Genomic DNA, 25,949 nt, shown 5'->3' on the forward strand with positions numbered 1-25,949 from the left:
CGAGCGGGGTCTGGTGCGTGCAGCTGCAAGGCGGAGGAGGGAGTCGACGCGGAGCGATGGGGGTGCCCCCGCGCGAGCGAAGCCGAGCGTGGGGGAGAGTGACGACAACGCGGCAGATGTGCGTGCCAGGGCCCGCGACGCTGGCATGATCCAAACGAGAGGGCCTAGCGGGTCAGCCACTTCACCTCGTACGCCTGGAGGTCGACGGTCCGGCCGTCGACCTTCGTGCGGATCGCCCGGTCGCGGGTGTTGACGACGAGGACCGTCCGGTCGGTGGCGAGGCCGCGGAGCCGGGGGTCGACGGTGAGGTCGTCGTATGTCGTCCCCGGCGGGAACGCGGCGGCGAACCGGGAGACGAGGTCGTACATCGGCAGCTCCCCGCCGCCGTCCGCGCTGTCGGTCGGCCGCCACAGACAGCCGGGGCACTCCGGGCCCCGCTCCGCCTCCGGGTTCCAGTAGAAGCCGGAGGAGGCACCGCCCTTCACCATGGCGATCATCCCGGCGGCCTGGACGGCGACCCGGCGGGTCTCCGACCAGCCATGGCGGTTGTCGTCGCCGTCGGCGGGCTCGACGTAGTACTCGGCCCACCACAGCGGCAGCTCGCCGCCGGTCTGCCGGCGCACCCACTCCCCCACCGCGGTGAACTTGTCGGTGGCGGCGAACTCGTCGGGCAGCAGCTCGTCGTCCCGGGTGTAGCTGGAGCCGTCCACGACGACGAAGTCGGCGCCCGCCTTGTGCCGGTTCCAGTAGGCGAAGGCGTCCAGCACCCGCTGGTCCATCGCGCCCCACGGGCCGTTCAGGTCGGTCGAGGCGTGCTCCTGGCGCGGGTCGAGGCTGTCCATGACCAGATACGGCCCGCCGACCATGATGTCCTCGTCGACGGCTTTCAAAGCCTTGTAGACGAGGTTGTACATCCGGGTGTAGCCCTCGTGGTCCCAGCGGTGTTCGGCGTCGTTCCAGAAGCCCTTGAACTCGTTCCAGACGATGAAGTGGCGTACGTCCGGATAGCGCTTGGCGACGGTCGCGGCGAGGGCGGCGAAGTCGTCGTAGTGCTCGGGCTCGGGCGCCGTCTCCAGGGCGGCCTGGCTCCAGTCGGTCTCGCCGGCGCCGGCCTCGCCGCCCTTCATCCAGTCCGGGGCGCAGCACAGGGTGATGACCGGGGTGCCGCCGGAGGCGCGCATGAAGTCGACGCGCAGGTCGAGGGCTGCGAAGTCGTATCGCCCCTGCACCGGCTCGGGGTTGTCGGCGCCCCAGCCCATGATGTGCTGGTTCTGCGGCAGCCCGGCGTCCTTCAGGCGGTCCTCGACGCGGGCGACGGCGCGCGCGCTGCCCTCGTCGGCGCTGAACTGGGTGTGCGTGAAGCCCCAGCCGACGTCGGGTGCCGGGCGCTCGGGCGGGGTGGCGGGCGTGCCGTGCACCTTGTCGCCGTCGGGCGAGGTGCCCTCGGTGCTCGCGCCGCCGCCGGGCAGCGTGCCGACCAGGGTCACCACCAGGGCCACGACGGCCGCCGACACGCCGAGCAGCGCGGCCAGCCGCCACCGCCGTGCCCCCGAATCCCACCCATGACGTCCCATCGAGGGCAACAGTAACGGCGGGGACGGGGGTTGGGGCAGATGTCGTGAAGAAGCAACGAAGGGGCGGGTAAGGGGCACCGCGGGACGAGCGGCGCGGAACGTGAAACTCCGCGCGCACCTCGGGAAACCGCGCGCACCTCGGAAACCGGGTGCGCGCGGCGCCCCGGTGCCCGATCATGGCGGCATGTCCGCGAACCCACACGACGCACTGCCGATCCGGCTCAACGTCGACGACAGCGACTCGCCGTCCGACGTCGTCGACGCGCTGTTCCTCGGCCGTTTCGCGACGGGCGAGCAGCCCTACTCGCACGCCGCGAACATCGACCGCGTCCGGTCCGGGGCGACCCTGCTGCCGCCGGACGCGCGCGTGCTGCGGGTGGCCCGCGACGACGACCGCAGCGCCACGCTCGCCGAGGGCGACGGCTGGACGCTGCTGGTCTCCCGCTGGAACCGGGGCGCCGACGTCACCGTCACGGCGACCACGGCCGACCTGGCGAAGAAGGTCCTCGACCAGGCCACGGACGGTGCGGCGGACGAGCCCGAGCCGCAGCCGGAGAACGTCACGATGGGCTTCTGGTACGTCTCCCCGAGGCGCGGCCCGCACCGCACGACCCGGCAGATCTCGGCGGGTACGTGGGACGAGGTGCGGGGGAACTACACGGCGCCGGTCGCCGAGGCGATGGACCGCCTGATGAAGACGACACCGGAGGACATCGCGGGCCGCCTGCTGCTGCTGCACGGCCCGCCCGGCACCGGCAAGACATCGGCGCTGCGCACCCTGGCCCGCTCCTGGCGGGACTGGTGCCAGGTGGACTGTGTGCTGGACCCGGAGCGGCTGTTCTCCGACGTCGGCTATCTGATGGACATCGCGATCGGCGAGGAGGACGCGGCGGGCAAGGGCCGCTGGCGGCTGCTGTTGCTGGAGGACTGCGACGAGCTGATCCGCGGCGAGGCCAAGCACACGGCGGGTCAGGCCCTGTCGCGCCTGCTCAACCTGACCGACGGCCTGCTCGGGCAGGGCCGCAACGTCCTGGTCGGGGTCACGACCAACGAGGACCTGGAGCGTCTGCACCCCGCCGTTGTCCGCCCCGGCCGCTGTCTGGCCCGCATCGAGGTGGGACGGCTGACCCGGACGGAGGCGGTGAACTGGCTGGGCACCGACGAGGGTGTCGGCCGGGACGGGGCGACGCTGGCCGAGCTGTACGCGCTGCGCCGGGGCACGTCGCCGACGGCGCTGCCGGAGCCGCGGGGCGGGGCGGAGGCGGGGCTGTACCTCTGATGCTCTTCTGATGCTTTGATGGGGGTATGCCTCTGTACGTCGGCACGTCGGGGTGGCAGTACAAGGACTGGAAAGGCGTCCTGTACCCGCCGGAGGTACCCACGCGGCTGTGGCTGGAGGAGTACACGCGGCGGTTCGCCACCGTCGAGATCAACAACGCGTTCTACCGGCTGCCGACGCGGGAGAACTTCGCGGCGTGGCGGGAGCGGGTGCCGGACGACTTCGTGGTCGCGGTCAAGGCCAGCCGGTATCTGACCCACATCAAGCGGCTGAAGGACCCCGAGGAGCCGGTGGAGCGGCTGATGACCCACGCGGCCGGTCTCGCCGACCGGCTGGGCCCCGTCCTGCTCCAGCTGCCGCCCACGCTGCGCGCCGACGCGGCGCTGCTGGACGCGTGCCTGCGCTGCTTCCCGGCGTCGACCCGGGTCGCCGTGGAGCCGCGGCACGAGTCGTGGTGGACGCCGGAGATCCGCCGGGTGCTGGAGTCCCGGGGCGCCGCCCTGTGCTGGGCCGACGTCCTCGCCCGCCCGGTCACCCCGCTGTGGCGCACCGCCGACTGGGGCTACGTCCGCTTCCACCAGGGCCGCGCCCACCCCTGGCCGCGCTACGGCCGGCAGTCCCTGGAGACCTGGCTGCGCCGCATCGCGGAGGCGTTCGACGACGGCCGGGACGTGTACGCGTACTTCAACAACGACCCGGGCGGAGCGGCGGTGCAGGACGCGTCCGCGTTCGGCCGGACGGCGCTCGCCAGGGGCCGCACGGTGACGCGGACGCCGGCGGCGCTGGCGTCCTCACCAGGCCGGTGATCACTCCGGTCCCGGGAAAGGCCTCTACCGGCCGCCCTCCCCGTAAGCCGCCCGGAGGGCATCCCGTACGGCCGCCAGCGCGTCCTCCTGGCCGGAGCCCAGCCGCCGGGCGCGCTCGGCGTACGCCTGGGCCGCCGAGGCCAGCTCCCGCTCCGCCGCCGAGCCCGCGGCGGCGACGAACGTGCCGTTGCGGCCCCGGGTCTCGATCACCCCGTCCGTCTCCAGCGCCCGGTACGCCTTGGCCACGGTGTTCGCGGCGAGCCCCAGCGACTCCGCCAGCCCGCGCACGGTCGGCAGCCGGTACCCCACCGGCAGCTCCCCCGAGCGCGCCTGCGCGGAGATCTGCGCCCGCACCTGCTCGTACGGCGGCGCGGCCGCGTTCTCATCGATCCGGATCTTCAGGGTCACGTGGCGATTGTCTCGCACGCGCCGGAAAATGAGAGGCAGCCCTGCCACCCCGCCCCGTAGCGTGCGGCCACATGACAGTCATCGTGCGCGATCTGCGCCCCGACGACCGTACCGACGTCGAGGACTTCGCCCGTGTACGCCATCTCGCGCTGCCGTACATCCTGTGGACGCCGGACGCCATCCGGCACCAGCTGCTCCACACACACCCGGCCGCGCGCTACCGCTCCCTCGTCGCGGAGGAGGACGGCGAGATGACCGGGACGGCGCAGATCGGCCTGGTGCACGACAGCCCCGAGCCGGGACAGGCCTTCGTCAACCTCTATGTGCGGCCGGACCGGACGCGGCACGGCGCGGGCGGGCTGCTGCTCCGTACGGCCGAGGAGTATCTGGCCGGGCACGGGGCGACGAAGCTGTTCGCGTGGGTGCTGGACGAGCCGGGCAACCGCGCCTTCGCCGAGCGGCACGGCTACAAGAGCGGCCGCTCCGCCCACTTCCTCCGCCTGGACCTGGCGAACGGCACGCTCCCGCCGCTCCCGGCCCCGCCCCCGGGCGTGGAGCTGCGTACGGCCGCCGACTACGCGGACGACCCGCGCCCGCTGTTCGAGCTGGACGCGGAGACGACGTCCGACGAACCGAGCGACGTCGCCTACGAGTTCACCGACTACGAGGCCTGGGTGGAGGAGACCTGGAAGCACCCCTTGCTGGCCCGCGAGCTGACGGTGGTCGCGGTCGTCGACGGCCGCCCGGCCGCCTTCAGCGTCGCGTACACGGACGGCACCGGCCGGTACGCCACCGCCATGACCGGCACCGCCCGGGCCCACCGCGGCCGGGGCCTGGCCAAGCTCGTCAAGACCGCCGCCCTGCACCGGGCCCGCGCGGCGGGCCGCACCGAGGCCCTCACGGGCAACGACACCGGCAACGGCCCCATGCTCGCGATCAACAAGGGGCTGGGATACGAGATCTGCGCGACGGAGGTCAGGTATGTCCGCGAACTCGGCTGAGGGAACAGACGTGGTGGACGTCGTCCTGGTCAAGGGGGGCCGGACGAAGATCCGCTACCCGGCGGAGCTGCTCGCGGACGACGGCACCCGGATCGCCGTCCGCGCCGCCTGGGCGGGCGACGGCGTCCGGGACTTCGGCTTCGTGCGCTTCGAGCCGGGCGATGTCTTCACCGAGTACTACTGGCGCGACCGCTGGTACTCCGTGAAGGAGGTCCGCGCGGCCGGCGGCGCCCTGAAGGGCTGGTACTGCGACATCACCCGCCCCGCCGTCCGCACGGGCGGCGAACTGGTCGTCGAGGACCTCGACCTGGACCTGTGGCGCTCGGCCGACGGCTCGGACGTACGCCGCCTGGACGAGGACGAGTTCGCCGAGAGCGGCCTCGCGGAAAGCGACCCCCGTGCAGCCGAAGCCGCCCTGACGGCCCTCGACGAACTGGAGTCCCTGGCCACGACCGAGGACGGCCTGGAGCCCCTGCTGACCTGAGCCCGGGCGGCTCAGACCATCGCCACCACCGCGTACCGCTCGTCGTCCACCTCCCTGCCCCACAACGCCGCCTCACCGGACAGCCGCTCCACCCGCACCCGCGCGGCAAGCGGCTGGAGCAGGCCGACGAGCCGGTCCGCCGGTATCCCCACCGGGCTGACGCTCCCCCACACGCCCTCGACCAGCACGAACCGCCCTCCCGGCCGCAACAGCCCCCGCCAGTGCCGCAGGACGCGGGCCGGGTCGGCCAGCGTCCACACCACATGCCGGACGAGCACCACGTCGAAAGCGCCCTGGCGCACCGGCGGCTCCGCTGCGTCACCGGCGAGGAGCGCCACGTCACGCCCGGCGAGCTTGGCGCGGGCGCGTTCCAGCATGGCCGGGGAGCGGTCGACGCCGGTCACCCGGTGTCCCTGCTCGGCCGCGAGGAGCGACAGGGTGCCGGTGCCGCAGCCGAGGTCGAGGATGTCGCACGGCGGTTCCGGCAGCCAGGCGCGCAGCCGCTTCGCCCAGGCCGCGCGCACCTCCGGGGCCCGCAGGCCGTGGTCCGGCTCCTCGTCGAAGCCGGCCGCCGCCGCGTCCCAGTCCACACGCACCGCAGTCACCCCATCACGTTGGTTTGCCGTCGCCCCAAGGGTGACACCCGCCACTGACAGTCGAATCGTGACAGCCGCCACAGACAATTCGGGCGGCGATGAGGAAGTCTCACCGGACGGGTCTACCTCCGTGACAACGCGGAACTCGGTAGCCCACAAGGAGGCAGCCATGCGCCGTGTGACCGTGCAGAAGCCCCTGAAGAAGTCCGACGTGCGTCGGATCCGCGAGGAGGCCGACGAGCGTCCCGCCGGGCGGCCCGAGGTGCGCGGGGACATCGCCCGCACCTGGTGGCCGAACGGCTAGTTCAGGAGCTTGCGGTAGTGGATCCGGTCGTACGGCCCGTCGACGCGCCGCTCCACGACCTCGTATCCGCACTTCGGGTAGATCTTCTGGTTCTCCCACATCATCGCGTTCGTATAGAGCCTGATCTCGGACAGGCCGAGCACGCGCGCGCGTGCGTCCACGAACCGCAGCAGCCGCCGGCCCACGCCCTGCCCATGGGCGTCGGGACGGACGGCGATGCTGTCCAGGAACAGATGGTCCTCGTACGGCTCCAGGACGACGAGGCCGGTCACCGGCTCCCCGGTGACGAACACCCGCCCCGCGGCCACGTTCGCCGCGTGGTCCGCCTCCATGGGCTGGGGCACCACCCCGATGCGGGCGATGTAGTGCCGGTACGCCGCGTCGGTCACGGACTTCACGGCCGGTATGTCGGCGGCGACGGCCGGCCGGATGTGCTCTTCGGTCATGCCGCGAACGGTAGTTACCTCAGGGCAGCCTGAGCACTCCCTTAACGGCACCATAAGGATCGCCGTCCACCGCCCTCAGCAGGCGATTTCGGGGTTTCCCGGGGCTAGCTTCTGATCACCGATCAGGACCGCCCCCTAGGAGTTCCCCCCCATGCCCGCACACCGCCGCAAGGCCACCGTCGCCGCCCTCGGCCTCGGCCCGCTCGCCCTCACCGCGCTCTCCGCGGCGCCCGCGTCCGCGCACGGCTCGATGGGCGATCCGGTCAGCCGGGTCTCGCAGTGCCACGCGGAAGGCCCGGAGAGCCCGTCCTCGGACGCGTGCAAGGCGGCGGTCGCGGCGGGCGGCACCCAGGCGCTCTACGACTGGAACGGCATCCGCATCGGCAACGCCGACGGCCGGCATCAGGAGCTGATCCCGGACGGCAGTCTGTGCAGCGCGAACAACGAGGAGTTCAAGGGCCTCGACCTGGCCCGCGCCGACTGGCCCGCAACCGGGGTGCGCAGCGGCTCGTACACCTTCAAGTACCGCGTGACCGCCCCGCACAAGGGCACCTTCAAGGTGTATCTGACCAAGCCGGGTTACGACCCCGCCCAGCCGCTGGCCTGGAACGACCTGGATCTGGCGAACCCGGTGGCCACGGCCACCGACCCGGCCGCGTCGGGCGGCTTCTACACGTTCTCCGGCACGCTCCCCGAGCGCACCGGCACGCATGTGCTGTACGCGATCTGGCAGCGCTCGGACAGCCCGGAGGCGTTCTACTCCTGCTCCGACGTCACCTTCGGCGGCGCCGCGGGTGACAGCGGTGCGACGGAGAGCGCCGCCCCGGCCCCGTCCGCGTCCGCTCCCTCCCAGGAGCAGATCGAGGCCGCCGCCGACCAGTCGACCGTGGAGAACCACGGCCACGGGGACGACGACCCCAGCACCTCGGCGGAGCCCGCCGCCCCCGAGCCGGAGGCGCCGGAGGGGCCGGACGGGCAGGTCAACCAGCCCAGGGCCGCGGGCGCGTCCCAGAACCTCGCGGAGACCGGCGGCGACAGCGGCACCGCGTACCTCGCCGTCGGCGGCGCGGCCGCGCTGGCTCTCGGCGCGGCGGCCCTGTTCGCCTCGGTGCGCCGCAAGGCGGTGACGGGCGGCCGGCCCGGCCGCTGAGGCGGCCCGGACTCCGGGGTCCGACCGGCGGCTCAGGCCGGTCGGACCCCGGCGGCACTCAGCGGAAGGCCGACGCGCAGGTGGTGGGCGTGGCGTGCGCCGGGTCCAGCGCGTTGGCCACTTCGTGGAAGGCGATCCGGTCGAACAGCCCGATCGCCAGATGCTCGGAGAGGTCGACCGGGCACAGGTCCTGGAGCAGCACGTTGTCGACGGCCGGCCCGTCCAGGTACCCGCTGGTGTACGGGGTGACCACCTGGTCGTACTTGGTCACGAGCACGGTGTAACGGACGCCGGGCACGGTGTCGCCGCCCTCGTTGAGCTTGGTGAGGAAGTCGGATCCGGCGACCTGGTCGGCGAGCGCGGGGGTGGCGCTGGAGAGCAGGTCCTCGGCGCCGGGGAAGTAGGGCAGCAGCTTGGTGAGTCCGCCGAGGGTGGTCCCGTGGTTGTTGGGCGCGATGCCGACGAGCGCGTTCACTTCGGCGGCTCCGCCGAGGAACTTGAGGTAGTAGCGGGGCATCATGCCGCCCTGCGAGTGGCCGACGAGATCGGCCTCGGCGGCGCCGGTCGCGCCGAGCACCTTGTCGACGAACGTGTCCAGCTGCTCCGCCGACTCGTCGATGGGGCCGAGCCCGTGGAAGAACGGGACTCCGGGGAGCTGACCGTAGTCGAGGGAGAAGACGCAGTAACCGCGCTTGACGAGGTACGGGGCGAGGCCCAGCCAGTTGTCGACGGAGTTGCCGAAGGTGCCGTGGACCAGGACGACGGGGCGGGGGTGGGCGGCGGACGGCTTGCAGGAGTAGTCGTTCCAGCCGCTGCTGGGAGCGTCGGTCGCGTGGGCGGTGGTGGCGGGGACGAGGGTGACCGTGGCGGCCAGCAGTAAGGCGGCCACGGATCTGCGTATTCGGTTCCAGGGCAGCATCGGGTGATCTCCTGACGGCTCGTGGGGAAGGAGGTACGACTGCCTTACGCCCTGTGATCCGGATCACGGGATGCTGTTCACACGTCAAGTTACGGACCAGTAGCCTCAAAAGGAAGTTACGCGACAGTAAAAACTTGCAGCGCTAGTTGATCGGTGGGTCAAGCCCGGCTCAACCTACGCCGCCAGTCTTCCCGGCATCACCGCGCGCGGCCCGAACTTCGCCCGCGCGCGGTCGGCGACCTCCTCGATGCGGCGGACGCGTTCGTCCGCGGGGTCGAAGGTGAGCTGGTGGGAGGCCTGTTCGGCGGGGATCAGACCCTCGGCGCGCAGGGTGATCGCGCGGACCCGGGCGCGCTGGAGGCCGAGGGCGTCGTACATGGCGTACGCCGCCTTGGTCAGCGCCGCCGAGTGGGCGGTCGGCTCGGCCAGGGTGCGGGAGCGGGTGGTCGCGGAGCGGTCGGCGTAGCGCACGGTCAGGGTGAGGGTGCGGCAGGCCTTGTCCACGGCGCGCAGCCGGGTGCCGATCTCCTCGGCGGCCGACAGCAGGGCGCGGCGGTGGCGTTCCGGGTCCAGTTCGTCGCGGTCGAAGGGGCGTTCCGTGGCGAGGGAGCGGGTGACGGCGTTCGGGACCACCCGGCCGCGGTCGATGCCGTTCGCCTTCTCGTGCAGCTCGCGGCCCGCCTTCGCGCCGACCAGGCGCTGGAGCGTGGACAGCGGCGCGGCGGCGACCCGGCCGAGGGTGTCGAGGCCGTAGTCGCTCAGGGTGCGGGCGGTCGCGGCGCCCACGCCGGGCAGGACGGTGACGGGCTTGTCGGCGAGGTACTCCGCCACGGCGTCCTCGGGGACCGCGCAGGTCACCCCGGGCCGGGCGTCCAGCAGCGCGATCCGGGCCAGCATCGGGCCCGGCCCGGCACCGATCACGCAGTCGATCCCGTGGTGGGCGAGGGCGCGGACCCGGATCACCGAGGCCAGCTCGACGGCGCCGCGCCCGAAGTAGCGCTCGGCGCCGCGCAGATCGGCGAGCGCCCCGTCCGGCGGCAGCGCCTCGACGACCGGCGTGAACTCCTCCAGCAGTCCGAGCAGCCCCGGCAGGGCCGCCTCGTACATCGGCGGCAGCTGGAAACGTACGCACAGAATGGTCATCCCGCACTCCCCGGACTCTGGTGCCACAACTTCCTTGCCTGTGAACGTGTCTGTGACGGCTCCTGGCCCGCGGGGCGCAGGTCGGCCCACGGGTGGAGTTCGTATCCGGTCGGCAGCTGGATGCGCCGGCCGTGCGTGGGGTCGCCGTCGCCGTCGCCGCCCCGCGGCACGGGTGCCGCCAGCCGGGCCGCCACCTCGTCGAGGCCGCCCTCGGCGCGCACCTCGGCCAGTTCGGCGAGGTTCCAGGCGGCGGCGCCCACCACGCTGAGGCTGCGCGGGCCGCGCCGCTGGACCACGCCGCGCACCAGCAGCAGCCAGGAGTGGAAGACGGTGTGGGCGCAGGCGTCGTGGGAGTCGTCGAAGAAGGCGAGGTCGACCAGGCCGGTGCCGTCGTCCAGGGTGGTGAAGATGACCCGCTTGCCGGACCGGATCGGGGGCGTCTGGGTGGCCGCCTTGGCGCCCGCGACCAGCACCGTCTCCCCGTGCCGGGCGTCGCGCAGCCGGCGGGCGCTGACCACGCCCAGCTCCCGCAGGAACGGCCGGTGATCGTCCATCAGGTTGCGCGAGGCGTCCATGGAGAGCACGCCCAGCTCGGCGCTGAGCCGCTCCTCGGCGGAGAGGTCGGGCAGCCCGGCGGGGGCGGTCTTCCGGCCGCCCGCGAGGGGGAGTTGTCCTCCGCCGCCACCCATGCCGCGCGTGCCCCGGTGCAGTTCGGTCAGGTGCAGTTGCAGATCGCGGCGGTTGGCGCCGAACGCGTCCAGCGCGCCGACCTGGGCCAGCCGCTGGGCGAGCGGACGACTCGGCCGCGCCCGTTCCCAGAAGTCGAGCAGGGAGGCGTACGGCTGTCCGTCGGCGATCCGTTTCGCCTCGGCCTCGCTGATGTTGTGGACGTCGGAGAGGGCCAGCCGGAGTCCCCAGACCTCCGGAGACGACGGCGATTCAGACACCAGTTCGATCCTGTGTGCGACACCCGACTTGTTCACGTCCAACGGCAGGATCGGCACCCCACGTCGCCGCGCGTCCGCCAGCAGCAGCCGCTTCGGGTACATGCCGGGGTCGTGGGTGAGCAGCCCGGCGTAGAAAGCGGCCGGGTGATGGGCCTTCAGCCAGGCCGACTGGTACGTCGGTACGGCGAAGGCGACCGCGTGCGCCTTGCAGAAGCCGTACGACCCGAAGGCCTCGATGATCTCCCAGGTGCGCTGGATCGTCTCCGCGTCGTAGCCGCGCGCCGCCGCGTGCTGGGCGAACCACACCTTGATCCGCCCCTGCGACTCCGGATCGGACAGCCCCCGGCGCACCCGGTCCGCCTCGCCGCGCCCGCAGCCGGTCATGATGTCGACGATGTGGATGATCTGCTCGTGGAAGACGACGACCCCGTACGTCTCCTTCAGCGGCCCCTCCAGGTCCGGGTGCGGATAGCGCACCGGCGCCCGCCCGTGCCGCGCCGCGATGAACGGCCGCACCATGTCGGCGGCGACCGGGCCCGGCCGGAACAGGGAGATGTCGACGACCAGGTCGTGGAAGGTCGCCGGCTGGAGCCTCCCGACCAGGTCCCGCTGGCCCGGCGACTCGATCTGGAAGCAGCCCAGGGTCTCCGCGGTGCGGATCAGGTTGTACGTCGCCGGATCGCCCGGCGGCAGCGAATCCAGGTCGACCTCGGTGCCCGTCACCCGCTTCACCTCGGCGACCGCGTGCGCCATCGCCGACTGCATCCGCACACCCAGCACATCCAGTTTGAGCAGCCCCAGGTCCTCCACGTCGTCCTTGTCGAACTGCGCCATGGGGAAGCCCTCGCCGCTGGTCGGCATCACCGGCGTACGGGAGAGCAGGGAGGCGTCGGAGAGCAGCACGCCGCACGGGTGCATGGCGACCCCGCGCGGCAGCGCGTCCAGCGCCTCGACCAGCTCCCACAGCTCGCCGTACCGCTCCTGCTCCGCCGCGAGTTCCTTCAGTTCGGGCAGCTCCGCCAGCGCCGCGCGGGCGTCGCGGGCGCGGATGTGCGGGAAGGACTTGGCGATGCGGTCGATGTCGGCGGGGTCCATGGACAGGGCCGCGCCGACGTCGCGGATCGCGTGCCGCACCCGGTACGTCTCCGGCATCGCGACCGTCGCGACCCGCTCGGCGCCGAACCGGTCGATGATCGCCCGGTAGACCTCCAGGCGGCGCGCGGACTCCACGTCGATGTCGATGTCGGGCAGGACGACCCGTTCCTTGGACAGGAAGCGCTCCATCAGCAGCCGGTGCTCGACCGGGTCGGCGTGCGCGATGCCGAGCAGATGGTTGACGAGAGAGCCCGCGCCGGAGCCGCGCGCGGCCACTCGGATCCCCATCCTCCGGACGTCGTCGACGACCTGAGCGACCGTCAGGAAGTAGGAGGCGAAGCCGTGGTGGGCGATGATGTCCAGTTCCTCGTGCATCCGCTCCCAGTAGGCGCGGCGGCCCGCGTAGCCGCGCAGCACCATGCCGGCCGCCGCCCGGGAGGCGAGCACCCGCTGGGCAGTGCGGCGGTCCGCGCCGACCAGGTGCGGCTCGGGGAAGTGGACGGTGCCGATGCCGAGGTCGTCCTCGGGGTCGACCAGGCACGCGGCGGCCGTGGCCTGGGTCTGCTCCAGCAGCCGGTGGGCGGCCTCGCGCCGGTACCCGGCGGCCTCCACGATCCGCTCGGCCGCCTCCCGCATGGCCCCCGCGCCCTTGAGCCAGGCCTCACCGGAGTCCAGCTCCTTGGTGAAGTCGATCGGCACCAGACGGCGGGCGGCGTCCAGCACGTCGGCGACCCGGCCCTGCCCGGCGTCGGCGTACCGCACGGCGTTGCTCAGCACCGGGCGCACCCCCTGCTCGGCGGCGAAGCCGACGGTCCGGGCGGCCGACCGCAGGGAGCCGGGGCCGGTGCCGGTACGGCCGTGCCAGACGGCCTCCAGGCGCAGGGCGTCGCCGTAGACCTCCCGCCAGGGGGCGAGCAGCCGGGCGGCCCGGTCGGGGCGGCCCGCGGCGAGGGCGCGGCCGACGTCGGAGTCGGGACCGAGCAGCACGATCAGACCGTCGGCGTGGTTGTCGGCCCAGGGCAGGACGGGGGTGCCTTCGCTCTTGTGCGCCGCGGTGACCAGGCGGCACAGGTCGGCCCAGCCGCGGGCGCCGTCGCGGGCGAGGAAGGTGACCCGTGGAGTCGACTCGTCGATGAAGGCGCCACCGCGCACGGGGGTGCGGCGGCGCCGCTCCTGGCGTACGGGGCCGGGCTCGGGGGCGGTCACCGCCAGGTTCGCGCCGAACAGCGGGCGCACGCCCGCGCGGGCGCAGGCCTTGGCGAAGCGGACCGTGCCGGCGAGGGTGTCGCGGTCGGTGAGGGCCAGGGCGTCCATGCCCCGCTCGGAGGCGCGCTCGGCCAGCCGCTCCGGGTGCGAGGCGCCGTAGCGCAGGGAGAACCCGGAGACGGTGTGCAGATGCGTGAAGCCCGGCATCCGCACCTCCCGCTATCGAACATCCGTTCCCAACCTGCTCAGCACCACCATAGACCAAATCCCGAACATGTGTACGACAGCCACTCAGGCGCCTCCCACCTGGGGAAACGTCCGCAGCTCCGGACCGTGAGGCGGCGAAGCCGACGGTACGGGCGGCCGGCCGCAGGAAGCCGGAACCGGCGCTGCCGTGCCTGTCAGGGGGCTCGTGGTGGTCTGACCCAGCCCAGGGACCGTTCGACGGCCCGTAGCCAGTTCTCGTACTCCGCCTCCCGCCGTCCGGGATCCATCGCGGGCAGCCACTGGCCGGCCCGGTGCCAGTTGTGGCGCAGCACTTCCAGGCCGGGCCAGTAGCCGGCGGCGAGCCCAGCCGCGTAGGCGGCCCCGAGGGAGACCGTCTCGGCGACCATGGGCCGCACCACAGGCACGTCGAGCACGTCGGCCACGAACTGCATGAGCAGGTTGTCCGCGGTCATGCCCCCGTCCACCTTGAGCTGCTGGAGGGGGACGGAGGAGTCGGCGTTCATGGCGTCGACCACCTCCCGGGTCTGCCATCCGGTGGCCTCCAGGACGGCACGCGCCAGATGTCCCTTGGTGATGTAGGAGGTGAGGCCGACGATGACCCCGCGCGCGTCGCTGCGCCAGCGGGGCGCGAACAGACCTGAGAAGGCGGGCACGATGTAGCAGCCACCGTTGTCCTCGACCGTCCGCGCCAGGGTCTCGATCTCCGGGGCGCTGCTGATCAGGCCCAGGCGGTCGCGGAACCACTGGACGAGGGCGCCGGTGACGGCGATCGACCCCTCCAGCGCGTACACCGGCGGCTGGTCCCCGATCTGGTACGCGACGGTCGTCAGGAGTCCGTGCCGGGACCGTACGAGGTCGCGACCGGTGTTGAGCAGGAGGAAGCTGCCCGTTCCGTAGGTGCATTTGGCCTCGCCCTGGGAGAAGCAGGTCTGGCCGAAGAGGGCGGCCTGCTGGTCGCCGAGGGCGGCCGTGATGGAGACACCCGGCAGCAGCCCGCGGGCCTCGCCGTACGGCTCTGCGGACGATCTGATCTCGGGCAGCATCGAGCGGGGCACCCCGAAGAAGGCCAGCAGCTCTTCGTCCCAGGTGAGGGTGTGGATATTCATGAGCATCGTGCGGCTGGCGTTGGTGGCGTCGGTGATGTGCAGGCCGCCGTCGGCACCCCCGGTGAGATTCCAGATCAGCCAGCTCTCCATCGTCCCGAACAGCACCTCGCCGTCCTTGGCGCGCTGCTCGATGCCCTTGACGTGGTCGAACAGCCACCGGATCCGCAGTGCCGAGAAGTAGGTCGACGGCGGCAGGGCGCACCGGTCCAGGAAGAACTCGTCTCCGGGGCGCTCTCTCAGCTCCTCGACGAGCGGCGCCGTGCGGGTGTCCTGCCAGACGATCGCCCGGCCCAGCGGGGCGCCGGTCCGCCGGTCCCACAGCACCGTCGTCTCGCGCTGGTTGGCCAGGCCGACGGCGGCGACCTGTCCCCAATCCACACCGGCGTCGGACAGGGCCTCGGGCACGACACGCCGCAGGTTCTGCCAGATCTCGACGGCGTCGTGCTCGACCCACCCCGGCCGGGGGAAGTGCTGCTGGTGCTCCTTCTGCGCGACCGAGACCAGCCGCCCACGGTGGTCGAAAAGGATGCAGCGGGTCGAGTTGGTGCCCTGATCGATGGACATTACGTACCGTTCAGCCATGATCGGGTCTGCCTTCCGACGGGTCGAGGGGCGGCTGTCCTGGCCTACCAGCGGGCGGCTCCCAGGTCTCTGGAGATCGCCCGGGCCGCTTCCCTGATCAGACTGATCAGCTGCGGGCGGGGCGTGCCCTGGCTGTCGCAGATCCGCTCGACCGGTCCGGACAGCCCGATGGCGCCGACGACGAGGCCGCCGTGCCCCCGGATCGGCGCGGCGAGCCCGGCCTCGCCCATGCTCATCTCCTGGATCTCCGCGGCCCAGCCGACTTCCCTGACCTCGTTGAGCGCCCGGGCGAGCCGCTCGGGATCGATCAGGGTGTGCCGGGTGTACGCCTCCAGCCCCGGCTCCCGGTCCGGTTCCACGGTCGCGGTCCCGAAGGCCAGCAGCACCTTGCCGAGCGAGGAGGCGTGCAGCGGCAGCAGGGAGCCCACGTCCAGCGTCTGGAAGGTGTCGTCCGGCCGGAACACGTGGTGGACGATGAGCACCCGGCCCTCCAGCGGAGTCCCCAGGCGCACCGCCTCACCGCTGCGCGCGGCCAGCGCGTCGGCCCAGTTCAGAGAGCGAGAGCGCAGTTCGTTGACGTCCAGATAGCTGGTGCCCAGGTGCAACAGGGCGGCTCCGAGCTGGTACTTTCCGGTCGCCGCGTCCTGTTCCACGAAGTCCACGTGCTGGAGCGTGCGCAGAATGCCGTGGGCGGTGCCCTTGGCCAGGCCGAGCGACGAGGCCACCTCGCCGAGCCCGAGGCGGCGGGGCCCACCGGCGAGCAGACGCAGAATCGCCGCCGCCCGTTCGATCGACTGGACTGGGCCGGCCATGAGGCGAGCCTATTACCGCCACGGACGCTTCGCCCCACGGGCGGATGACCTTCGCGAGGCGGGCGGATGATCTTCGAGTTGGCCGGCCGGATGATCTTCGGGGGGCCGGGCGGGTGCCCTTCGCGGGCGGGGGCGTTCGGTAATGCCGACCGCTGTTCATTGACCAGCCCGATTTGTGTCCATAACTTTCTTTGGAGCCCGGTAGGCGCCGAGATCGCCCGGCCGGCAGACAGACCATCGGGAGAGAAACATGGCGGCACAGCTCAACACGCTGCTTCAGGCGGCATGCGAACACGTGTGTCCGGTGCCGCCCGTCGCCGGCGCGGTCTCGGTCGTACGCCGGCGCGTGGCGGCGGTCCTCGCGGACTGGAGGGTGTGCCCGGGGATCGTCGAGGACTCGCTGCTCCTGGTGTCGGAGCTGGCCACCAACGCGATCATCCACGCCCGGCCCCCGGCCGAGCTGCGGCTGTCGTGGGTGTGTGGCGACGGCGACGGGGTCCTGAGGGTCGAGGTCACCGACGCCGGCCCCGCGCGTCCGGCCGGTCAGCCGCTGGCCGGGGTCGACCCGGACGAGCACAACCGGGGCGAGGCGATCGTCCACGCCCTGGCGACGCGCCACGGCATACGGGTCCACTCCGGCGGGGTCACCCGCTGGGCGGAACTCGCCGCGGTCTGAACCCGGCGAAGCACTACCGGGCCCAGTCCGCACCGTCCCGCGGCCGACGCACCTCCCCCGTGCCCAGCGCGATCGCCGCCCGGGGCCGCATGGGCTCCTCGCCGCGCCGGGAGAGTACGACCACCTCCTCGACCACGGCCGACAGCGCGCCGAGCCGGGCGGCGCACTCGGCGGCCAGGTGCTTGGGGTCCTGACTGCGGCCGAGGGACAGATGCGGGGTGAAGCGGCCGCCGCGCCCCTGGCAGAGCGGGAACCGCAGTGTCAGTTCCCGGTGGAGACGGGACCACGGTGCCCGGTCCGCCGCGGCCGGGTCGAGCCACACCGTCGCGTAGTGCCGGTGCCGGAACCACCGCACTCCGGCCAGGCGTGCCGGGAACGCCGCGCTCTGCGCCGCCGCGGCGGAGAGCAGCGGCACGGCCCGCGCGAACTCCTCCTCCGGCACGAAGCCGAACAGCAGATTCACATGCGGGGGCCACCGCCGTACCTGCGGATCGTGCTCCCAGCGGATGTCCTGGATCACCGGCCAGAGCTCCCTCGGCGGCAGCCACGCCACCGCCGTCCTGGGCGTCGGCGCCACCTCGAGTGCGTCCACCGGCTCGGCCCCGTCGAAGGCCGGATTCCCGTTCACACGACCATGGAAGCACCGCCGGCGGGCCGTATGCGAAAGTCCCGCCCCTCGCGCGCGGGGCGGGACTTCGCTCGAGCGGAGTCGGATCAGCCGATCTGCGTGCCCGTCGCCGACAGCGCCTCCGTCACCGGCTGGAAGAACGTCTCCCCGCCGGAGGTGCAGTCGCCGCTGCCGCCGGAGGTGAGGCCGATGGCCTTGTCACCGGAGAAGAGCGAGCCGCCGCTGTCGCCGGGCTCGGCGCAGACGTCGGTCTGGATGAGGCCGTTGACGATGTCGCCGTTGCCGTAGTTGACGGTGGCGTCCAGGCCGGTGACCTTGCCGGAGTGCACCTGCGTGGTGGAGCCGCTGCGGGTGACCTCCATGCCGACGGTGGCCTCGGCGGCCCCGCTGATGGCCTGCGAGGAGCCGTCGTAGAGGTTGACCTCGCTCGGGTGGTCGACGTCGGCGGTGTACTTGACGAGGCCGTAGTCGTCGCCCGGGAAGCTGGAGGTCTCGTTCTCGCCGATGACGTTGCCGGACGAGTCGGACCAGGTGGTGATGCCCTCGGTGCAGTGGCCGGCGGTCAGGAAGTACGGCTCCCCGCCCTTGACCACGTTGAAGCCGAGCGAGCAGCGCCCGCTGCCGTCGGTGATGGCGTCACCGCCGGCGATGAAGGGCTTGAACTCTCCCTTGGTGCGCTGGAGTTCGGCGACCGTGCCGAGGCCGTCGACGACCTCGGTCAGCTTCTTCCACTCGGCCGCGGAGACCGTGCGGTCGGCGGTGACGACGACCTTGTTGGTGGTCGGGTCGGTCACCCAGGAGGTGCCGGGGATGGTCGCGTCCTGCTTGAGCGCCGTCCGGGCGCTCTTCAGCTCGGCGAGGGAGTGCTCGACGATTCTGGCCTTGGCGCCGGCCTCCTCGACCACCTCGGCGGCGGTCTCGTCGAGCACGTTCACGACCAGACTCTTGGCCTGGGCGTCGTAGTACGTTCCGGCCGCGTCGGCGCCGAGGTCCTGACCCAGCGTCGAGGCGAGCTTTCCGGCCGCGACGGCGGACAGGGTCTTGACCGCCGGGGTGTCCGACGGCTCGCTGGCGTTCGCAGTCTGGAAGGTGACTCCCGCGGCGACCAGTGCGGCGATACCCGCACCTGCCGCGGCGGCCCGCCGCTTGGGTATGCGTCGGTGCTTCAACTCACGTCCTCCTGTGGGGGGTCGGCCCGGCGGCGGTTGTGGGGACCGCCCCGGGCCGGAAGGCTTGGTTGACGGGCGCCCACTCTTCCGAACCGCACAGGGAGCGCACAAGGTCGACTTCAGGACGCGCACACGGTGACCACCGCGCGCCCTCCGCGCCTTCACCACCCCACAGCCCAAGGGGAATTCATGGGAGAACGGACAAGGGAATTCGCACTGCAAACGCTACGCGTGAGTAACCGTGCACAGTGCGGTGAGGTCTAGTCCTGACTGATTCTCACCCCCGTCCCTCCGTCACCGGAGGCCTCAAAGGGGAAACCCCCGCACGCGGTTGCGTGCGGGGGCTCGCGAAAGTGGTGCCGGCTGCGAACGCGAAGAGGCTCAGTAGACGCTGACGCCGTACGCGCTCAGGGCCTCGGTGACCGGCTGGAAGAAGGTCGTGCCGCCGGAGGAGCAGTTGCCGCTGCCGCCGGAGGTCAGACCGTACGCGGTGCCGTTGCTGCCGTACAGCGGGCCGCCGGAGTCGCCGGGCTCGGCGCAGACGTTGGTCTGGATCAGACCGGATACGATGTCGCCGCCGCCGTAGTTGACGGTCGCGTTCAGGGCGGTGACCCGGCCGCTGTGTGTACCGGTGGTGGAGCCGTCGCGGATGACGGTGGTCCCCACGGCCGGGGTGGCCGCACGGGTGATGTCCACGCCGTTCGCGGTGCCGGGCCGGCTGACGGACCCCGTGTACCGCACGATGCCGTAGTCGTTGCCCGGGAAGCTGGAGCCGGCGGTCGAGCCGATGACCGTGGTGCGCCCGGAGTTGGAGTACCAGGTGCCCGCGCCGTCGGTGCAGTGACCGGCGGTCAGGAAGTACTGGGTGCCGCTGCTGTTCTGGACGTTGAAGCCGAGGGAGCAGCGCCAGCTGCTCGCGTAGATCGCGTCGCCGCCCTGGATCAGCTTGGTGAACTTGCCGGGCGTGCGCTTGATGGTGAGCGCGTCGGCGTTGGCGCCCGCCTGCTTCTTGATCTTCGCGATCTCGGCCTGGGAGACCGTGCTGTCGACGGTCACGAGAACGCGGTTGTTCTTGCTGTCGACGGCCCAGGCGGTGCCCGGGACGTCGGCCTTGAGCACCGAGGCACCGGCGCTCTTCAGCTCGGTGGCGCTGAACGTGGTGGAGTCGGACGCGTTCGCGCTGGGGACCGCGATCGCGGCTGCGGCCACGAGTCCGGCGGAGATGGCGGTCAGCCGGGTCCGTCTCGATATGCCGCTGCGGGGGGTGGTGCGCTTGATCCTCACTTTTCGTTCCTCCACAAAGGAAGTTGGGGGCCCGCGTGGGGTCGGGGCCCGTGAGGCGCAGCCGGGGGCACGGATGTCCGGATTCCGAACACGCCGTGCCCCTGACAAGCGCTGGGAGGGAGTATTCGGCCGAACGGCGGGTAGCCGCAAGGGCGCCTTTCGGCCGTCAAGTTTTGAACGAACTGTCCGGATCGGCCCCGTACCCAGCGCTGATGGCTCGTCAGACCAGGTGCCGCTCCCCCGCCGGGACCGGCACGTCCAGGGTGTTCCCCGGCGGCGGGAAGGGGCAGATGAAGTGGTCGGCGAAGGCGCACGGCGGCAGCAGGGCCCGGTTGAAGTCCACCGTCGTACGGCCGTCGGCGTCGGGTGCGGCGGGCCGCAGGAACCGGAAGCGGTAACTGCCGTCGCCGCTGGTGGCGTCGGCGAAGACGGCCCAGAGCGAGCCGTCGCCCTCCACCGTCACCTGGAGAGTGTGCTCCCGTCCGTCGAGACGGAACGCCAGCTCGCCGCCGAGCCCGAGGCCACGCCGCTTCCCGTCCGCGTTCTCCACCCGCACGGTGCGACCGTCGTCGTACGGCGTGAAGCGCCCCGGCACCGACCAGCGCGGATCGTAGGGCGTGGCCTCGATGCCGCGGAACCGGCGGCGGGTCCCGGCCGCCGGGTCGAAGTCGCGTACTCCCCACACCCCTTCGCGGACCAGCACGACGAGCCGTCGTTCGCCGTAGCCGACCCGCGCGGCGGAGGCCGGGCCGGGATCGGCCGCGAGCCGTACCCGGCCCTCGAAGGGCTCGTCGTCGACGGTCAGACCGTCCACGCTCGCGGCCGTCAGGAGGACCGCGTCGCCGTCGGCGGTCCAGGTCCCCGGGATGTCCGGAAGTCGCCCGTCCGGATAGTCCTCCAGCCAGTGGGTCGCGGTCAGCGCGAGCGGCCCGTAGGGGGCGGAGACGGTCTCCAGGCGCCGCTCGTGCCACTGCTTCCACGCGTCGGATGCGTCCGTCGTCATGTGATCAACCCTTCCCTCACGGGCCAAGGGACCCGAGGTGTGAGCGCCCCGTGGGGCACCGGTATTCCGTGCGTACCCGGTCCGGCTCGCCGGGCCGGACAGCGTCCGGCGCTTCGCACGTACGGCGTCAGGTGCGCCGCCTCGGCCGCACGTACGACGGTCAGGCGCACCGCCACCCAGGCCGCACGTACGGCGGTCAGGCGGCGGCCCGGCCGGCCGGCGTCCGAAGGAACGTCAGCACGGCCCGGGCCACCGCGTCGTTCTGCCGGAACGCCGGCCCGCCGGAGCGCGGCCGGGTGAACGCGCCGGCGCCCCGGACGTCGGTGTGCGGGCCGAGCGCGAACCGGCGCGGATGCGGCCGGCCGGACCGGTCCAGCACCCGCCCGTCGGCGGGGTCCACCCGCAGCAGCCCGTCGGGGGTGGCGGCGGCACCCTCGGCGTACAGCTCCCGCAGCAGCGGATCCCGGGACCGGGCCACCGTGGGCTGCGGCAGCCGCGCCTCGACCAGGGCCCGCGCCTCGGCGGCGAACCCCGGCACGGTCGGGCTCGTCGCCCGGAACACCCCGTCCTCGGCGCGCACGCTCATGTCGGCGCCGACGAACCGCAGTACGCCCGCCCGGGACAGCGCGAGCAGCTGCCGCAGCCGGGGTCCGGGCGGCCCGGAGGCCAGGTGGCTGAAGAAGCCGTGCCACCAGGTGCCGATGTCGCCGAGCCGCATCAGCTGCCCGTAGACGGAGAGCAGGGCTAGGAAGACCGCCTGGTCCGGGCTGTGCGCGGGATCGTGACGCCGCCTCAGGTCGGCCTCGACATAGCGGCGCAGTCCCGCCTGGAACGCCTCGTGCGACCCGTACCGCACCCCGGCGAGCGGCCGGTCGAGCGCGGCCAGGTCGAGCCGGTCGGCGGGATCGGGCACAGCGGCGGCGACCAGGGCCGCACGCTCGGCCGGGTTGTCGACGGCGGCGTACTTGTCCTCGAAGGCGTTCCAGTCGAGGCCCGTCCGCTCGGGATGGGCGGTGAACAGCCGGTGGTAGTGGGCGAAGCCCAGCTCCTTCTCCACCAGCGGCCACACGTCCCGCCGGAAGTCGAGGTTCCCCGACCGGGCGAGCAGCGCGTCCGTCTCCGCCGGGCCGAAGAACCGGGGCAGCGGCGGCGGTGCGCCGTCCAGGCGGTAGCCGATCTTGGAGTGGTACGGCACTCCGCGCCGCGACCCGACGTACAGCACCGGCTCGCGGCCGGACGGTACATAGGTGTCCCCCTCGTACCGCCCGCCCCGGCCCTCGGTGAGCAGCACCATCAGGTCGACGAAGGCGAGCCCGAAGCCGCGCACCAGGACGGGTTCGCCGGGCCGCAGCGGGCTCAGATCGCTGTCGGCGGTGAAGTCGGGCGGCAGATGGACGAGGCCGTGGGCGCGGGCGTACGCGCTCAACGCGGCCTGCTCGTCGTCGGGTTCGGCGTCCAGGTGGCCGAGGGTGAGGATCACCAGGTCGGCGAGGAGCGGGCGCGGCCGGTCCGCCAGCCACACCCGCTGCCGGCCCTCGCGCGGGCCGGAGACGCGCAGGGCGCGGCACGGGTGGTGGTGCACGGTGACGCCCGGCGGCAGCGCGGCCACCGCCCGGTCGTAGGCCCAGCGCAGATAGGAGCCCTGGAGCCGGCGGCCGACGAATGCGTCCCCGTCGAGGCCGGCCCACTCGTGCAGGGTGGGCCCCTCCCGGACGGGTCCGGCCATCTCCACGGTGGGGTCGGTGAACACGGTGACGTCCTCGGCCCGGGAGTTCATCCACAGCAGCGGCGACTGCTCGGTGCGCCAGATCCGCCCGGGGCCCGGCGGATAGGGGTCGACGAGGTGGATGTCGAGGCCCGTGCCGGGCGCCGGCTCGGCGGCGTTGGCGGCGATCCGCTCCAGGACGCCGGTCCCGCGCGGCCCGGCCCCGACGATGACCAGGGAGGCTCTCATCGGGCGGACTCCGTACCGCGCGCGTAGCGCTTCTCGACGTAGTACTGGCCGACGCCGAGCACCGAGGTGACGACGGTGTACCAGACGGTGGCCACCATCAGCAGCGGGATGACCTGGTACGTCTGGTGGTAGACGAGCTGGGTCGAGTACAGCAGGTCCTGGACGGCGATGACGCTGACGATGGAGGTGCCCTTGAGGGTGCCGATCAGCATGTTCCCGGCGGGCGGCACGATGGAGCGCATCGCCTGCGGCAGCACGATCCGCCACCAGCGCCGCAGCCGGCTCAGCCCGAGCGCCTGCGCGGCCTCGATCTGCCCGCCGCCGACGGACAGGATCCCGCCGCGCACCACCTCGGCGGCGTACGCGGCCTCGTGCAGGGTCAGCCCGATGACGGCGACGGCGACCGGACCGAGCAGATCGACCGTCCTCACCCCGAGGATCTGCGGGTAGAGCGCCCCGATGTTGAACCACAGCAGCAGCTGCACCAGGATCGGGATCGACCGGAACAGCCAGACGTATCCCCAGCTGACGGCTCTGAGCACGGGGTTGGCGGAGAGCCGGGCCGCGGCGAGCAGGGTGCCCAGCGCGAAGCCGAGCACCATCACCACCGCGGTCAGCCAGAGGGTGAGCCACAGTCCGCGCAGCACCGCGGTCGAGGTGAAGTAGTCGGCGACGACGCCCCACTGGAACGCGTCGTTGCGCAGCACGGAGTCGACGGCGAACCCGAGCAGGACGAGGACGACCGCGGCGGCGGCCCACTGGCCGTAGCGGCGCTGCGGGACGATGCGGGCGGAATCGGGCGGTGCCGAGATCGCGGGGGCTTTGGCAAGGGTGTCGGAGGACATACGAAGGCTCCGTGACGTCAGTCGAACACGGTGATGCCTTCACACGAAGCGGCCAAGCCCCTCAGCACGGCCGTCGGTCGAGAGTACGGGCCCGGTCGGCCGGGCTGTCAAGGCTGTCCGGATGGTGAGCCACGCGTCTCGTCTTCACCCGCGGCTGGTTGACGGACCGTCCGGACGCCTGTTCCACTTGGCCCATGCATCCGCAGCAGTGGCTGGTCACGCGCTCCCACATCGACTTCGGTCGAGTGTGGTCCTCTTCCTGTTGAGCCGACTCCCTGCGCGCTTTTCCTTTTCTCCCTTCCTTTTCCTCGCCTTCACACGCGCTCCCCTCCCCTCAGTGCGTCAGCAGTCACACCCGCAGTCGCAGTCGCAGCAGCCGTCCTCACCGCAGCAGCTGCAGCAGTCGCAGCAACTCGCGCAGTCCCCGCACCCGCTGCAGTCGCAGTTGGCGCAGGGCCCCTGCTTGTGTTCCCGGCTCCACGGGTCCTCGTACTCGCCGCAGCACAACTGGCACGTACAGGCCAGCCCGAGCCACACCGCGCACCCCGCGAGCAGTCCCCGCCGGTTCCGGTGCGGCGGCTCCGGGGGCAGCGGCGCGCCGGGGCCGCCGGGCATACCGGGCGGGGCGTAGGGCCCGGCCGGTTCCGGCCGGTGCGCGCACGACGTCGTGCCGAAGGCCCGGTCGACGGAGGCGGGCAGTTCGTGCACCAGCAGCCGGTGCGCGAGCTTGCCCTCGCTGCTGCGCTTTTCTGGGGAGACCCCAGACCCCCAGGCGACCTCGCGCAGCGCGAGCCGGATCCCGTGCACGGCGTCGTCGGCGAGCCGCCGGGCCTCCGCACGAGACGTACCCGTGGCGGTGAGCGGGTTCCAGGCGCCCGACGCGGCGTCAGTCTTCTGGTCCTCCACGGCGTCCAGGAGGTGCGCGAGCCGTCCGAAGAGCCGTCCGGCCTCGGCGAGCGGCTCGGCGTTGCCCGGGCGTCCGGCGAGCACCGCGGTGTGCGCGAAGGCGGCGGCGGTCGCGGTCTCGGTGGGTTCGGTGACGGTCAGGATCGAGGTGCCGGGCCCGGCCAGCGCCTCGACGCCGAGCTGCCGGTCCACGGCGTCGACCAGCACGGCGGTGTCGAACCCGACGGCCGAGCCGGTGCGGGCGCCGGCGCGTCCCCAGCTCTCGGCGACCCGACGGGCGGCGAGCGCCACCGGCCGGCGGGCCAGCAGTCCGTCGCCGTCGGCGACGTGGTCGCGCACCTTGGCGGAGGCGAGCACCAGGGACACGGCGGCGGCGAGCCGGGCGCCCTCGCCCTGCGCCACCGACGCGGTGCGCATCCCGCGCAGCGGACACGGTCCGGCCGTACGCCGCCACCGGCCGCCCTCGCGCTCTCCCTGAGCCTCCGTCAACACGGAGATGAGCAGCCCGTCGTAGTTGGTGACGACCCGGGCGAACTGGCCGTGATCCGAGCGCAGCGCCAGGCACAGGCCGCACAAATGGGCCATCCACTCGGTCTTGAGCCGTTCGCCGAGACGATGGGCGCAGGGCCTGACTATTCCGAACACAGCACGTCCCCCGTGGTTCGTACGACGCGAATTTCGGCCGCATCGTATCGGCCACTTCGTTCACCCGTACGCACTGCCCGTCACCCGTACGCCGGGAAGAATCATATTTCACTCACAGTCAGCAGCCGCATAGTGCAAGACCCTTGGGGTATCCGGGCTCTCGACGGATCGGGCTGTGCACCAGTACCGTCACAAACCCCCCGCGCGGCGTCTATCCACTTGGCGCGACATCCGCATCATGGACGACCATGGGGATGCGGAAAGCACGAAAGACCGCTGTGAGAGGAGGCGTCCATGGGATCGGTGCGCAAGGCGAGTGCGTGGCTCGGCCTCGTCGACGACAACGATGACGAGCGCTATTACGACGACGAGTACTCCGAGGGGAACGAGTCCGGGGACGCCTGGGTCACGGACCCGCGGGTGAAGGTGGCCTCGGACACCGCCGAGGAGAAGGGCCGCCGGATCGGCACGGTGACCCCGGACAGCTTCCGGGACGCACGGGCCATCGGCGAGCTGTTCCGGGACGGAGTCCCGGTGATCATGAACCTGACGGCCATGGATCCGGCCGACGCCAAGCGCGTCGTCGACTTCGCCGCGGGGCTCATCTTCGGGCTGCGCGGTTCGATCGAGCGGGTGTCCACCCGGGTGTTCCTGCTGACCCCCGCCCACACGGAGATCGTGAACGGCGACCCGGCGGCACACCGCACGGACGGCTTCTTCAACCAGAGCTGAGGCAGGGCCGACCACCGGCCC

General features: G+C 72.4%; 24 protein-coding genes. 8 read left to right on the forward strand and 16 right to left on the reverse strand.

Annotation, left to right across the window (positions count from 1 at the left end; all coding sequences use genetic code 11):
* Positions 1 to 164 precede the first annotated feature (164 nt).
* Positions 165 to 1,574, reverse strand: coding sequence for a GH39 family glycosyl hydrolase (locus ACZ42A_RS31805; protein ID WP_468530757.1), 1,410 nt, complete (start codon positions 1,572 to 1,574; stop codon positions 165 to 167).
* 184 nt (positions 1,575 to 1,758) lie between these two features.
* On the opposite strand from ACZ42A_RS31805, the gene ACZ42A_RS31810 reads away from it, so the two are divergent.
* Both ACZ42A_RS31810 and ACZ42A_RS31815 read left to right on the forward strand, forming a co-directional pair.
* A complete protein-coding gene (locus ACZ42A_RS31810; protein ID WP_468530758.1) occupies positions 1,759 to 2,853 on the forward strand; it encodes a DUF5925 domain-containing protein in 1,095 nt (364 codons plus the stop codon).
* 26 nt (positions 2,854 to 2,879) lie between these two features.
* A complete protein-coding gene (locus ACZ42A_RS31815) occupies positions 2,880 to 3,659 on the forward strand; it encodes a DUF72 domain-containing protein (RefSeq protein WP_468530759.1) in 780 nt (259 codons plus the stop codon).
* Positions 3,660 to 3,683: 24 nt separating this feature from the next.
* Here the strand turns inward: ACZ42A_RS31815 and ACZ42A_RS31820 are convergent, their stop codons facing one another.
* The gene (locus ACZ42A_RS31820) at positions 3,684 to 4,067 is read right to left on the reverse strand and encodes a GntR family transcriptional regulator (protein ID WP_468530760.1); all 384 of its coding nucleotides are present in this window, start codon (positions 4,065 to 4,067) and stop codon (positions 3,684 to 3,686) included.
* A gap of 71 nt (positions 4,068 to 4,138) precedes the next feature.
* Between ACZ42A_RS31820 and ACZ42A_RS31825 the strand changes: the two genes are divergently transcribed.
* Both ACZ42A_RS31825 and ACZ42A_RS31830 read left to right on the forward strand, forming a co-directional pair.
* Positions 4,139 to 5,068, forward strand: coding sequence for a GNAT family N-acetyltransferase (locus tag ACZ42A_RS31825; protein ID WP_468530761.1), 930 nt, complete (start codon positions 4,139 to 4,141; stop codon positions 5,066 to 5,068).
* Positions 5,049 to 5,552, forward strand: a complete 504-nt coding sequence (locus tag ACZ42A_RS31830) for a ribonuclease FAU-1 family protein (RefSeq protein WP_468530762.1) — start codon at positions 5,049 to 5,051, stop codon at positions 5,550 to 5,552. The genes ACZ42A_RS31825 and ACZ42A_RS31830 overlap by 20 nt, the downstream gene beginning before the upstream one ends.
* Before the next feature lie 11 nt (positions 5,553 to 5,563).
* On the opposite strand, the gene ACZ42A_RS31835 is transcribed toward ACZ42A_RS31830, so the two are convergent.
* Positions 5,564 to 6,157, reverse strand: coding sequence for a class I SAM-dependent methyltransferase (locus ACZ42A_RS31835; protein WP_468530763.1), 594 nt, complete (start codon positions 6,155 to 6,157; stop codon positions 5,564 to 5,566).
* Between the two features lie 160 nt (positions 6,158 to 6,317).
* On the opposite strand from ACZ42A_RS31835, the gene ACZ42A_RS31840 reads away from it, so the two are divergent.
* Complete coding sequence (locus tag ACZ42A_RS31840) at positions 6,318 to 6,452, forward strand: hypothetical protein (RefSeq protein ID WP_468530764.1); 135 nt, start codon at positions 6,318 to 6,320, stop codon at positions 6,450 to 6,452.
* On the opposite strand, the gene ACZ42A_RS31845 is transcribed toward ACZ42A_RS31840, so the two are convergent.
* Positions 6,449 to 6,898 (reverse strand): GNAT family N-acetyltransferase, encoded by a 450-nt coding sequence (locus ACZ42A_RS31845; RefSeq protein WP_468530765.1) that lies wholly within the window; start codon positions 6,896 to 6,898, stop codon positions 6,449 to 6,451. The two genes, ACZ42A_RS31840 and ACZ42A_RS31845, sit on opposite strands and share 4 nt — an antisense overlap.
* Before the next feature lie 151 nt (positions 6,899 to 7,049).
* On the opposite strand from ACZ42A_RS31845, the gene ACZ42A_RS31850 reads away from it, so the two are divergent.
* Positions 7,050 to 8,048 carry a lytic polysaccharide monooxygenase auxiliary activity family 9 protein gene (locus ACZ42A_RS31850; protein ID WP_468530766.1) on the forward strand — a complete coding sequence of 333 codons (999 nt, stop codon included), beginning with the start codon at positions 7,050 to 7,052 and terminating at the stop codon, positions 8,046 to 8,048.
* 58 nt (positions 8,049 to 8,106) lie between these two features.
* Here ACZ42A_RS31850 and ACZ42A_RS31855 read toward each other — a convergent pair whose 3' ends face one another.
* The 5 genes from ACZ42A_RS31855 to ACZ42A_RS31875 form a co-directional block, all read right to left on the reverse strand.
* The gene (locus ACZ42A_RS31855) at positions 8,107 to 8,967 is read right to left on the reverse strand and encodes an esterase/lipase family protein (protein WP_468530767.1); all 861 of its coding nucleotides are present in this window, start codon (positions 8,965 to 8,967) and stop codon (positions 8,107 to 8,109) included.
* 174 nt (positions 8,968 to 9,141) lie between these two features.
* Positions 9,142 to 10,110 (reverse strand): DNA polymerase Y family protein, encoded by a 969-nt coding sequence (locus tag ACZ42A_RS31860; RefSeq protein ID WP_468530768.1) that lies wholly within the window; start codon positions 10,108 to 10,110, stop codon positions 9,142 to 9,144.
* Positions 10,107 to 13,565, reverse strand: coding sequence for a DNA polymerase III subunit alpha (locus ACZ42A_RS31865; RefSeq protein WP_468530769.1), 3,459 nt, complete (start codon positions 13,563 to 13,565; stop codon positions 10,107 to 10,109). The genes ACZ42A_RS31860 and ACZ42A_RS31865 overlap by 4 nt, the downstream gene beginning before the upstream one ends.
* A gap of 194 nt (positions 13,566 to 13,759) precedes the next feature.
* Entirely contained in the window at positions 13,760 to 15,274 is a 1,515-nt protein-coding gene (gene glpK / locus ACZ42A_RS31870; protein ID WP_468530770.1) for a glycerol kinase GlpK, read from the reverse strand.
* 44 nt (positions 15,275 to 15,318) lie between these two features.
* Positions 15,319 to 16,086 carry an IclR family transcriptional regulator gene (locus ACZ42A_RS31875; protein WP_468530771.1) on the reverse strand — a complete coding sequence of 256 codons (768 nt, stop codon included), beginning with the start codon at positions 16,084 to 16,086 and terminating at the stop codon, positions 15,319 to 15,321.
* Positions 16,087 to 16,336: 250 nt separating this feature from the next.
* Between ACZ42A_RS31875 and ACZ42A_RS31880 the strand changes: the two genes are divergently transcribed.
* A complete protein-coding gene (locus ACZ42A_RS31880) occupies positions 16,337 to 16,762 on the forward strand; it encodes an ATP-binding protein (RefSeq protein ID WP_468530772.1) in 426 nt (141 codons plus the stop codon).
* A gap of 13 nt (positions 16,763 to 16,775) precedes the next feature.
* Here ACZ42A_RS31880 and ACZ42A_RS31885 read toward each other — a convergent pair whose 3' ends face one another.
* The 7 genes from ACZ42A_RS31885 to ACZ42A_RS31915 form a co-directional block, all read right to left on the reverse strand.
* The gene (locus tag ACZ42A_RS31885) at positions 16,776 to 17,390 is read right to left on the reverse strand and encodes a 2'-5' RNA ligase family protein (protein ID WP_468530773.1); all 615 of its coding nucleotides are present in this window, start codon (positions 17,388 to 17,390) and stop codon (positions 16,776 to 16,778) included.
* An 86-nt stretch (positions 17,391 to 17,476) separates the two neighbouring features.
* A complete protein-coding gene (locus ACZ42A_RS31890; protein WP_468530774.1) occupies positions 17,477 to 18,559 on the reverse strand; it encodes a S1 family peptidase in 1,083 nt (360 codons plus the stop codon).
* A gap of 381 nt (positions 18,560 to 18,940) precedes the next feature.
* Complete coding sequence (locus ACZ42A_RS31895; protein ID WP_468530775.1) at positions 18,941 to 19,843, reverse strand: S1 family peptidase; 903 nt, start codon at positions 19,841 to 19,843, stop codon at positions 18,941 to 18,943.
* A gap of 220 nt (positions 19,844 to 20,063) precedes the next feature.
* The gene (locus ACZ42A_RS31900) at positions 20,064 to 20,846 is read right to left on the reverse strand and encodes a DUF1684 domain-containing protein (RefSeq protein WP_468530776.1); all 783 of its coding nucleotides are present in this window, start codon (positions 20,844 to 20,846) and stop codon (positions 20,064 to 20,066) included.
* Between the two features lie 196 nt (positions 20,847 to 21,042).
* Positions 21,043 to 22,800: an FAD/NAD(P)-binding protein gene (locus ACZ42A_RS31905; RefSeq protein ID WP_468530777.1), complete on the reverse strand. Its 1,758-nt coding sequence runs from the start codon at positions 22,798 to 22,800 to the stop codon at positions 21,043 to 21,045.
* Positions 22,797 to 23,645 carry an amino acid ABC transporter permease gene (locus ACZ42A_RS31910; protein ID WP_468530778.1) on the reverse strand — a complete coding sequence of 283 codons (849 nt, stop codon included), beginning with the start codon at positions 23,643 to 23,645 and terminating at the stop codon, positions 22,797 to 22,799. The genes ACZ42A_RS31905 and ACZ42A_RS31910 overlap by 4 nt, the downstream gene beginning before the upstream one ends.
* A 342-nt stretch (positions 23,646 to 23,987) precedes the next feature.
* Positions 23,988 to 25,196: a DUF5685 family protein gene (locus ACZ42A_RS31915; RefSeq protein ID WP_468530779.1), complete on the reverse strand. Its 1,209-nt coding sequence runs from the start codon at positions 25,194 to 25,196 to the stop codon at positions 23,988 to 23,990.
* A gap of 294 nt (positions 25,197 to 25,490) precedes the next feature.
* Here ACZ42A_RS31915 and ACZ42A_RS31920 point away from each other — a divergent pair, with 294 nt between their 5' ends.
* Positions 25,491 to 25,928: a cell division protein SepF gene (locus ACZ42A_RS31920; protein ID WP_468530780.1), complete on the forward strand. Its 438-nt coding sequence runs from the start codon at positions 25,491 to 25,493 to the stop codon at positions 25,926 to 25,928.
* The last annotated feature ends 21 nt before the right edge of the window (positions 25,929 to 25,949 follow it).

This window comes from Streptomyces sp. NPDC030838 (assembly GCF_055572035.1).